Here is a 9,827-nt window from a genome sequence, read left to right as displayed (position 1 = left end):
GGCACCGCCGGCGGCGGCGCACATGGCGGGCGACCTGGACATGGTTGCCGAACGGTTCGGCAGAGCGGCGGCGGCGGCGCGCAGCGGCGCGGGGCTTGTCAGCTCTTCTAAACAAGTGGAACGCCACCATGGTCAAACCCGCTTTTTGCGCCGTTTGGCGGGGGTGTGCCATGCAGGGTGATGTGGTAGTGATCGACCCGCGCAAGGCTCGGTGCCAGCGGCTCCGTCGTACGATCACGGAAGCGGCCAAGCTCCACGAACGGGAAGCCCGTTGGGCTTCTGACCGGCTGGGCCGCTCGGCCTACCGCAAGACCTTCATTACCCTCACCTATCGCCCGGGTGAAACATGGGAACCGCGGCACGTGTCCCGCTTCGTGCGGCTGATGCGCCAGTGGTTCAAACGCCGGGACTGCCCTTGCCGCTTCGCGTGGGTCGGCGAGCTGCAGAAGCGCGGCGCGTTGCACTACCACGTGTTGGTGTGGGTGCCGCGCAGGCTGCGCTTGCCCCGCCCTGACCAGTGCGGCTGGTGGCCGTACGGCATGAGCAACATCGAGACGGCCCGCAACCCGGTGGGCTACATGGTGAAGTACGCGACCAAGACCCGCCCCGAGGACGTGAAGCGCCTGCCCAAAGGTGTGCGCCTGCATGGAAACGGGGGCCACGACCCTGCCCGCCGCGTGGAGCTGCGCGAACGCCTGTGGCCCATGTGGGTGGCCAAGGCATGGGACCAACGCCGGGGCGAAGCTTGCTTCGCCGACCTGGAAGCGCAGAAGGCATGGAACGCCCGCCGCATCGAGGTGCGCACGCCGCAACCCGATGGCTCCGTGTGGCTTCGTTACGTCGACCCAGCCCTCCCGCCCGAAGGTAGCGCCGCATGGTGGGATCTGCGCGTCGCCGAAGAAGAACGCCGAATCGCTGAGGAAGAACAGTGGTGCATGTACGCCCGCCGCTACGAGCGGCGGGGCTTCCCCAAGTTGCAGCGGGTGGCCGGGGGCTTCGTGGACCTTGTCACCGGTGAGCTGATCCCTACCCCTTGGTGCGTCGATGTGTCTCGCGGCGTGGTGAGGGCCTACCTCAAGACGGAGACGATGCAGTGAACCTGCCAGTAAATGAAGGCGATTGGATGATGGGCGGCAGCAAGGAACCGGGTCTCCTGGCCTACGGCGTGAGCGAGCCCGACGTCATCATGTGTGCTGTCGATGGCATCCACTACGCCATGGACAAAGCCGAAGGGCATCGAGAGCGCTTCGTGATCGAGCTGGTTGGCGAGTTTGAGATGGCACTGCGCGAACGCATGGGCGTCGACCTGCCGCCCGAGTGACGCCAGAAAAGGCGAGGCCCCTGCAAGCCGGCAAGCTGTTCAGGGGCCTCTGGTACAACACACCGGGGCCGAAGCCCCGAAGGAATGTTCGCATGAAAATCGACTACGCGGCGCAATGCCGCTTCTTCTCGGCTGAGGATGCGTGCCGCATCGCCCTACAGGCGTACTACGCCGCCACCCGCCACCTGGAACCGCCACCCGGTGAGCCGTGGATGGTCGACGGCGACCCCTTCGCCTCGGCGACAGACTTTGCCGAAGCCTTCAACGGTGAGGTACAGGCCCGACTCGGCCTGCTCGCGCTGGACCGCCTCGGGGGCTTCCACCTGTGCAGCGTGGAGTGGAATATCTGGAAGATCGCGGCGGACGTTGCCCCGGAGAAAATGGCCCCGATAATCGCCGAACGCGAGGCCGATCATGTCCGCGCAATGGTCGAAATCTTTGGCGACGAATTGAACGGTTTGCCACCGGCAGATAATCAGGTTAATAATCACCAATCCAACGGTGTGCAAAATGCCTGACCTCACCAAAGCCTATACATTATGCGAAATTATGGATTTGGGTTGCCGAGCCCCTACCAGTCTGCGCGCGCGTATTCAGACCGGCCCCGCCAGGCTTCGAAGCCTTGGGTGCCCCGCTCCGCGTCTGCACCAGGAAGAAGCACGGATTCGTCCAGCACCGCGCCGAAGTAGGTGGCGTCGGTCCTGGTCCTTACCTCGTAGGGCGCCTCGATGTCGCGGACGAAGCGCTGGATGAGTTCGGACATGCGCGCGCGCTCGGGGCCGGCGATCTCGATCGATCCGTTCAGGGGTGCCTGGACGGCGACGCGGGCGATCGTGGCGGCGACATCGTCCGACGCCACCGGCTCGATGAAGGCGGGCGAAAGGTCGATGGTTTGCCCGCGCACGGCATAGTTGACGATATCGAGCAGGAACTCGAAGAACTGGGTCGCATGGACGATGGTGAACGGGATGCCCGAGGCCGCGATGCGTCGTTCCTGCAGCGCCTTGCCGCGGAGATAGGGGCTGGCGTCCAGGCGCCCGGTGCCGACGACCGAAAGCGATACGTGGAGGCCGACACCTGCCCGCTTTTCGGCAGCGAGCAGGTTGGCGATGGCCGTGCGGAAGAATTCGAAGGAGGCGAGGTCGTCGAAAGTCGGCGAGTTGGTCACGTCGACCACCACGTCCGCGCCGGCCAGGCTCTCGGCCAGGCCCCTGCCGGTAATCACGTCGACGCCGCTGGCGCGGGAGGCGGATGACACGGCATGGCCCTGGCGGCGCAAGCGCTCCACGATGTTCCGACCCACCAGTCCCCTGCCGCCCATGACGACGATGTTCATGTCTGCCTCCTCGCCTTGCCTGCCCCGATGCTAGGCAGCCGGGACGTGCCCCGGTAGGGCCGCGGCGGTAACGGCGGTGGTTCCGCGCGCGCACCAATGCCCTGCTCCGTCCGGCGTCGCCATCAGTTGCCGCCCAGCCAGAACGCGAGGTTGCGGACATAGCGCCGGGTGGACCTGAGCGCTTCAGGGAAATGCCGCATGCCGTCGCCGGGCGTTTCGGAGACGAACGAGGGGCAGCCTGCCGCGATGTCCCAGTTGTAGTCGGCGAAGTGATGGAAGGTGGATTGGGCGATCGCCCGCCCGCCCTCGGCCCAGCCTTCGAAGGCCACGGCGAGGTTGAAGTCCCTGCCCGTCGTCGCACTCGTCCCCTGCAGGATCACGCGGCTGCTGGGGTCGTCCGCCGGTGCGCCGATGGCGCCTTCGTGCGGATGGGCGGGCAGATAGCGGATCACGCCGGACTTCGATTGAGGATCCCGCAGCACCGCATGCGGTTCGCTGACCGGGCGCACGCGCTGGTAGTCGCCGTTGGCGCCCGAGTGGTAGTTCGGCCACGAGATGTCGGTGGTGTCGCAGTCGTCGATGCAATGGCGGCTGGCGTCGGGGTCCAGGTTGCGCGTGTGGAAGTGATGGGCCGCACCGACGCCGGCCAGCGTGCACACGGAGCTGCCCAGGTCCATGTGGTCGCGGGCGACCAGCAATGCGCCGCCCTTGCGCCGGAAGCGGCCGATGGCCGCGCAATCCTCCTCGCTGAGCCCGTCACCCACGTCGACGGCAAGCAGCCACAACTGCTGGAAGTCCGACGCGTCCAGCCGGGACAGCACCGGATCGGGTCTGCCGCGCGGGTCGCGATTGCGCGCAATGACGCGGAACGCCGCTTGCCCGCTTTCGTCGCGAAGCCCGGCCAGGTATTCGGCGAGCAACCCGAAGCGCCCGATGTGCCAGTCGTCCGGATCGCCTTCGATGGTGGTCTGCAGCAGCAGGTTCTGCATGGTTTCACTCCTCGGTTTTGCACCGGACGGCAAGCGCCCGGCGTGGCCAACCATGCCACGCGCGCGACCCCGCGATTGGTGAGCGTCCAGCAACACCATGGATACCCGCGCCGCCCTACCGCCTCGCCGTATCCGCGCCTAGCCTTGCCCGGGCCCGATGGTCATGGGCGTCCCCCACGGAGGAACCAGCCGATGCAACACCCGGATGACATTGCACCCATCGATCCGCGCCGCCGGCAACTGATGCTTGCCGGCCTGCTCGCCGCGGCGACGACCACCCTGCCCCTGGCGATCTCCACGGCCCGGGCAGCCCCGAGAAACCACTCCCCCACCCAGCAGAGAAACCACGACATGAACTCGATAACCACGAAAGACGGCACCGAAATCTTCTTCAAGGACTGGGGCTCCGGCCAGCCCATCGTCTTCCACCACGGCTGGCCGCTGTCCAGTGACGACTGGGACACGCAGATATTGTTTTTCCTCGATCACGGCTATCGCGTCATCGCGCACGACCGCCGCGGCCACGGCCGCTCATCGCAGGGCATCACAGGACACGACATGGATCACTACGCGGCCGACGCCGCGGCGGTGGTCGAACACCTCGACCTGCGCGATGCCATCCACGTCGGCCACTCCACCGGCGGCGGCGAGGCCACGCGCTACGTGGCCCGCCACGGCGCCGGCCGCGTCGCCAAGCTGGTGCTGATGAATGCGGTACCGCCGCTGATGCTGAAGACGGCCGCCAACCCCGGCGGCTTGCCGCGCGAGGTGTTCGACGGCCTGCGCGATGCGCTGGCCCGGAACCGCTCGCAGTTCTATCGCGACCTTGCGTCGGGGCCGTTCTACGGGTTCAACCGGCCGGGGGTGAAGACCATCCAGGGCTGCGTCGACAACTGGTGGCGCCAGGGCATGATGGGCGGGGCCAAGGCGCACTACGACGGCATCAAGGCCTTCTCGGAAACCGACTTCACCGAAGACCTCAAGGCCATCGACGTGCCAACCCTGGTGATGCACGGCGACGACGACCAGATCGTCCCCGTCGCCGATTCGGCCCCGCTCTCGGCGAAGCTGCTCAAGCACGCCACGCTGAAGATCTACCCCGGCTATCCGCACGGCATGTTTGCCGTCCACCCGGACGTGATCAACCGCGACCTGCTGGCGTTCTTCCGCAGCTGATCCGAAGATCGCCGACCGGAGGTCGGCGATCTTCGCAAGGAAATGCCCGCCGCGTGGTTTCCGCGCGGCGGGCATGCTTTCGGGTGACTGGTGACGGGCGTCGCCCTCCGCCCGCACAAGCCGCAGGCGCGTGGGCGGGCCTTCGCTTCGCTACTGCGCGCTTGCGCAGGCGACCCTCCGCTTCCGCGTCATGAGCCGAGCGAGGATACGGACCGTGCCTTCGCGCGGCGCGGCGCGACCGGAAGCGTGTCGGCGACACAGTCCGGTATCGGCAGCCACAGCGTGAAACTCGCGCCGCGTCCCGGCCCTTCCGATTGCGCCTCCACCCTGCCCCCGTGGGCGTTCGCCAGCTCATGCACCAGAGCCAACCCGATGCCCATGCCCTGTGGGGCGGCATGGTTTCCGCTCATTTCCTGCCCGAACATCCGAAATACGTGCGGAAGGAATTCCGCGGAGATGCCGCAGCCGTCATCGGTCACCGAGACCCTGACGAACCCTTTGCCGCTGGCGACGCGCACCATGATGCAACCGCCCTGCCCGGTGAATTTCACCGCGTTGTCCAGCAGGTTCGACAGCATCTGTTCCAGCCGCGCGGGGTCGGCCACGCAGACATGCCGCCGCGACGCATCGACGTCGACGCGCAGGTCGCGACCCGGTGCGCGCACGGCCGCGTCTGCGACGACGGCACGGACCATCCCGCCGAGATCCACCGCTTCCGGATCCAGGCGAAGCTTGCCGATGCGCATGCGCGAGAGGTCGAACAGATCGTCGATGATGCGGGCTTGGCGGCGGATGGAATGGCCCATCGCCTGACCGAGCTCCTGCGCGCCCCGGATATCCGGTTCGGCCACCTTCTCCAGCAGCCGGCCGAGGTTCAACAGCAGCACGGAAAGCGGCTGCTTCAGTTCGTGCGAGACCATGGCAAGGCTGCGATCGCGGCTCGCGTCCGTGGCAGTGGCAGGCGCGGGTGGCGCCTGGCGGTCGCGCGGCGGGTGTGCCGGAGTGGGGATCGATGGGCTCATGCGTGATGCCTTCGGGATGGCGCCGCCTGTTTCGCGTCGATGATCTACGCGGCGTGAACTCGGGCGCGGAAGTCGCATGGTAGGTACGCCGCGACGGAGCAAGTAGACCGTGCACGCTGACCACCGTGTTGTACGGCCGGCAACAGTGGCGTCGCACGTGCTTGTTGCCATCGCGACAACACGCTGCGGCCCCGCACGGATCTACCCGCGCCGGCCACCGTCATGAAGAATCGAATCCGCTTTCTTCCCACGGCAACGAAGACGACGGGTGTCAGATCGTCGAGGCGGCTGTAACGGGTCGTGCACTTTCCACCCGTTCGTGCACGGGACAACCCACGTTGGCGCGGTGTCCCCGCGGATAGCCAATCAGCTACACGACGACGCCGTGGGCAGGAAGCATGAACCGCCGTGTGGAACCCCGACTCGCGGCATCGCCATCGCGTTGCCGGGTGAACCATGGCAAGCCCGGCTTTCCCGATGGGACGTCTGGACGTCCGATCGGCTGGAGTCCCAGAGACCTGCAGGAGCTCGTCACCATGACCGCAGCCACCACCGCCCGCCGCGAGGCCACGCCCCCACTCCACTTGCTGGTGGACGCGGCCTACCACGCCGATCCGGCGGATCGGCTGATCGCGCCGATTGGCGACAACAGCTACAGCACCCTCTTCAACCTGATCCCGACGACCCTGGCATTGTTGCGGGAAGCGGCCTGCATCGAGCCCGATCCACGGGCGATGAAGCACTGGTACCGGCACGTGCCCATCGCGGAACTCGGGTACCTCACCGCCGAACAACTGGTGGCGCTCGGCCGCGCCGCGGCGGTCATTGCCTTTCTCCGCGCCGTGCGCAGCGGCGCGCGCGACTGACCACGCACTCCATCACCCCCATCACAACCCACTCAACGGAAAATTGCGATGCGTGCAGCGACCACGAAATTCCAGAACATCGCCGGCGAGCTCGCGCGGCTGGCCGAGCTGCGCGAAACGCTGGTGTCGAATGCGTTCGAAGCGCTGGAACTGCGCCATCCCCAGCTCGCCAACGAGGTCAGCGAATACATCGGCAGCCGCCAGCGCGCCGCCCACTGGATGTGTGCCCCGCAGCGCGCCACCGGCGGAAGAATCCCCTACGACCTGCTCGCCGAAGGCGACGAGGACGGTCTCCGGGACCTGCTCGAAGGCGTCGCCTGAAGCAGCCACGACACGCCGGCGGCCGGCGATTGTTGTCCGGCCGGCAACACGCCGGGGCCCTTGGCGTACCTACCGCCGGCGGCCTGCGACCCGCAGGATTCCGAGCCACCAGGGAGGCATCACCACCATGAACGCCATCACTCGCATTGCCGGCTGGATCGATGAGCGGGCGCCCTGCCTCAAGGCCATGTACCGCAAGCACATGAGCGAGTACTACGTGCCGAGGAACCTCAACCTCTGGTACTACTTCGGTGTGCTGAACATCGTGCTGCTGGCCAACCAGATCGTGACCGGGATCTTCCTGGCCATGAACTACAACCCCAGCGCGGCGCATGCGTTCGACTCGGTGCAGTACATCATGCGCGACGTGGAATGGGGCTGGCTGATCCGCTACATGCACTCCACCGGGGCGTCGCTGTTTTTCGTCACCGTGTACATCCACATGTTCCGCGGCATCATGTACGGCTCGTACAAGAAGCCGCGCGAACTGGTCTGGCTGCTCGGCTCGATCATCTTCCTGGCGCTGATGGCCGAGGCCTTCATGGGCTACGTGCTGCCGTGGGGCAACATGTCGTTCTGGGGCGCCAAGGTGATCATCTCGCTGTTCGGCACGGTGCCATGGATCGGTGACTCGCTGGTGCAGTGGATCATGGGCGACTTCCTGCCCGGCGACGCCACGCTCAACCGCTTCTTCGCCCTGCACGTCATCGCGGTGCCGATCGCGCTGCTGTTGCTGGTGGTGCTGCACATCGCCGCGCTGCACGAGGTGGGCTCGAACAACCCGGAAGGCATCGACGTCAAGCACGGGCCCAAGGGCAACCGCTGGGGCGCGAAGGTGCCGGTGGATACCATCCCCTTCCATCCCTACGACACGGTGGAGGACATCCTCAGCGTGGCTTTCTTCCTGCTCGTGGCGGCCTTCATCGTGTTCTTCGCGCCGACCATGGGCGGCTGGTTTCTCGAACACGACAACTTCGTGCCAGCCAACAACCTGGCCACGCCGGCGCACATCAAGCCGAGCTGGTACTTCACGCCCTTCTACGCGATCCTGCGCATGATCCCCTCGTTCCTCGGCACTGCGTTCTGGGGCGTGCTGGGCATGTTCGGCGCCATCATCCTGCTGCCGCTGCTGCCGTGGATCGACCGCTGCAAGGTTCGCTCGGTGCGCTATCGCGGCCGCGGCTTCCGGGTAGCCCTGGCGGTGCTCGCCTGCTCGTTCCTGGGTCTTGGCTTGAGTGGCGCGGGCGTGACTGCCGAACTCGTCCAGGCATGGTTCCCGCGCGCAGACGTCACCACCTGGGACAACGCGTTCGGACGCCTGATGGTGCTGGGTTACTTCGGCTTCTTCATCTTCCTGTGGTTCTACACGCGCTTCGGCCACGAGCAGACCCGGCCGGTGCCGGACCGGCTCCCTCCCGGGCATTGAGCGGGTGGCGCGGGCACCCGCGCCGTCACCGCGATGATGCAAGGAGATCCCGCCATGGCCATCGGGGCCATCGGGGCCATCGCGGCACCAGGCCGGGCGATGCGCTGCCTGCCAGACACGCCGAGGCGGCCGCGTGCGGCCGCCTCGTGGCTTCATCCGTCCGGATCAATCCACCGGCGTCAATACGGGTGCGTTCTCGTCCTTCAGCAGCACGACCAGGAACCTGGCCGGCTTGGTGCGGCTGGCATTGCGTCCGACGGTGTGGATGTCGTTGGGGCCTTCATAGAAGGTCTGCCCCGCCGTCAGGGTGACTTCCTTGCCACCGTTCAGCGCCATCACGATCGAGCCTTCGAGCACGTAGACGAAGGCGTGGGCTTCGTGGCGGTGCACCGGGTCGACCGAGCCCGGCGGATAGGTGACCGTGATCATTTCGGCTTCCTTGCCCGGGTAGTCGGGCAGCGCCTTGGTCATCAATGCCTTGACCTCGGCCGAAGGCGCCTGCGCGGTGCCGTGCGTGGCCGGCGAATGCGCGAAGGCCGCGCCGGACACGAGCAGGCCCAGCATGCCCAGAGTCTTGATGGTGTGCATGGTTGTCTCCTTGCGGTTGACGGGTTCTTGCCGGAGGCGACACGGCGACGGCTTGGCCGTCGCCGCGCGGGGTTCAGGCCAGGCCGGCCTTGTCCAGCCCGAACGCCTTGTCGTACGCGCCGGGCACGGCCCGGAAGCCCACGTTGATGCGATTCCAGGCGTTGATCGCCATCACCGCATAGGTGAGATCGGTGAGCTCCTTCTCCGAGAACTGCGTGCACACGCGCTCGTAGATTTCGTCGGAGACGCCCAGGGGCGACAGCTGCGTGAGCGCCTCGGTCCACGCCAGCGCGGCGCGCTCGCGCGGCGAGAACAGGGTCGACTCGCGCCAGATCGCGAGGTGGTGCAGGCGCAGCGGCCGCTCGCCGTGCATCACCGCCTGCTTGACGTGCATGTCCAGGCAGAAGCCGCAGCCGTTGATCTGCGATGCGCGGATATCGACCAGGTCGCAGATGGACTCCTCGAGGCCGGACTGTTTCACCTGGGTGTTCAGGGCGACCAGCCCGCGGAAAAGTTCGGGTGCCTGTTTCTGGTAATCGATGCGTTGGGTCACGGTTCGGTCCTCGTTGTAGTGCTGTTGTCCCCAGGTCGGCTGGGGCACCGCTTGCACGCGATGGCGTGGCGGATTGCAGCCTAGGCGTGGCCTGCCGCCGCCGGTAGCCACGGCGGCGGACTCTCGGTGTTGCTTTGTCCGCATCAATGAAGCGGTCACGGCACGCCCGATCCGGCCGGGGAGGATTGGTGCGTCCAGGGCAACATGCTGCTGCCATCGCGCGGCCTAT

Annotated in this window: 13 protein-coding genes; 8 read left to right on the top strand and 5 right to left on the bottom strand. The window is 66.7% G+C overall.

Annotation, left to right across the window (positions count from 1 at the left end; all coding sequences use genetic code 11):
* From ABD017_RS15885 to ABD017_RS15870, 4 genes are all read left to right on the top strand, one after another.
* The coding region (locus tag ABD017_RS15885) for a hypothetical protein (RefSeq protein WP_343883756.1) at positions 1-181 on the top strand (181 nt) is incomplete at its 5' end.
* A complete protein-coding gene (locus ABD017_RS15880; RefSeq protein WP_343883755.1) occupies positions 171-1,097 on the top strand; it encodes a rolling circle replication-associated protein in 927 nt (308 codons plus the stop codon). The genes ABD017_RS15885 and ABD017_RS15880, both read left to right, overlap by 11 nt.
* Positions 1,094-1,321 carry a hypothetical protein gene (locus ABD017_RS15875; RefSeq protein WP_343883754.1) on the top strand — a complete coding sequence of 76 codons (228 nt, stop codon included), beginning with the start codon at positions 1,094-1,096 and terminating at the stop codon, positions 1,319-1,321. Before ABD017_RS15880 ends, ABD017_RS15875 begins: the two co-directional genes overlap by 4 nt.
* 92 nt (positions 1,322-1,413) lie before the next feature.
* Complete coding sequence (locus ABD017_RS15870) at positions 1,414-1,839, top strand: hypothetical protein (protein ID WP_343883753.1); 426 nt, start codon at positions 1,414-1,416, stop codon at positions 1,837-1,839.
* 53 nt (positions 1,840-1,892) lie between these two features.
* Here ABD017_RS15870 and ABD017_RS15865 read toward each other — a convergent pair whose 3' ends face one another.
* Positions 1,893-2,657 (bottom strand): SDR family oxidoreductase, encoded by a 765-nt coding sequence (locus tag ABD017_RS15865; protein WP_343883752.1) that lies wholly within the window; start codon positions 2,655-2,657, stop codon positions 1,893-1,895.
* A gap of 122 nt (positions 2,658-2,779) precedes the next feature.
* Positions 2,780-3,646 (bottom strand): hypothetical protein, encoded by an 867-nt coding sequence (locus tag ABD017_RS15860; protein ID WP_343883751.1) that lies wholly within the window; start codon positions 3,644-3,646, stop codon positions 2,780-2,782.
* Between the two features lie 351 nt (positions 3,647-3,997).
* On the opposite strand from ABD017_RS15860, the gene ABD017_RS15855 reads away from it, so the two are divergent.
* Positions 3,998-4,822, top strand: coding sequence for an alpha/beta fold hydrolase (locus ABD017_RS15855; RefSeq protein WP_343883786.1), 825 nt, complete (start codon positions 3,998-4,000; stop codon positions 4,820-4,822).
* Between the two features lie 188 nt (positions 4,823-5,010).
* Here the strand turns inward: ABD017_RS15855 and ABD017_RS15850 are convergent, their stop codons facing one another.
* On the bottom strand, positions 5,011-5,844 hold the full coding sequence (locus ABD017_RS15850; RefSeq protein WP_343883750.1) for a sensor histidine kinase: 834 nt from the start codon (positions 5,842-5,844) through the stop codon (positions 5,011-5,013).
* Positions 5,845-6,380: 536 nt separating this feature from the next.
* On the opposite strand from ABD017_RS15850, the gene ABD017_RS15845 reads away from it, so the two are divergent.
* From ABD017_RS15845 to ABD017_RS15835, 3 genes are all read left to right on the top strand, one after another.
* Entirely contained in the window at positions 6,381-6,710 is a 330-nt protein-coding gene (locus ABD017_RS15845) for a hypothetical protein (RefSeq protein ID WP_343883749.1), read from the top strand.
* A 48-nt stretch (positions 6,711-6,758) separates the two neighbouring features.
* A complete protein-coding gene (locus ABD017_RS15840) occupies positions 6,759-7,031 on the top strand; it encodes an antitoxin Xre/MbcA/ParS toxin-binding domain-containing protein (RefSeq protein ID WP_343883748.1) in 273 nt (90 codons plus the stop codon).
* 127 nt (positions 7,032-7,158) lie between these two features.
* Entirely contained in the window at positions 7,159-8,457 is a 1,299-nt protein-coding gene (locus ABD017_RS15835; RefSeq protein WP_343883747.1) for a cytochrome b, read from the top strand.
* 165 nt (positions 8,458-8,622) lie between these two features.
* Here the strand turns inward: ABD017_RS15835 and ABD017_RS15830 are convergent, their stop codons facing one another.
* Together ABD017_RS15830 and ABD017_RS15825 are read right to left on the bottom strand one after the other, a co-directional pair.
* On the bottom strand, positions 8,623-9,045 hold the full coding sequence (locus ABD017_RS15830) for a cupin domain-containing protein (RefSeq protein WP_343883746.1): 423 nt from the start codon (positions 9,043-9,045) through the stop codon (positions 8,623-8,625).
* Positions 9,046-9,118: 73 nt separating this feature from the next.
* Positions 9,119-9,598: a carboxymuconolactone decarboxylase family protein gene (locus ABD017_RS15825; protein WP_343883745.1), complete on the bottom strand. Its 480-nt coding sequence runs from the start codon at positions 9,596-9,598 to the stop codon at positions 9,119-9,121.
* Positions 9,599-9,827: the final 229 nt, after the last annotated feature.

This window comes from Rhodanobacter caeni (genome assembly GCF_039523575.1).
GTDB lineage: Bacteria > Pseudomonadota > Gammaproteobacteria > Xanthomonadales > Rhodanobacteraceae > Rhodanobacter > Rhodanobacter caeni.
The sequence above is the reverse complement of the archived record's forward strand: the minus strand, read 5'-3'. Positions and strand labels throughout refer to the sequence as shown.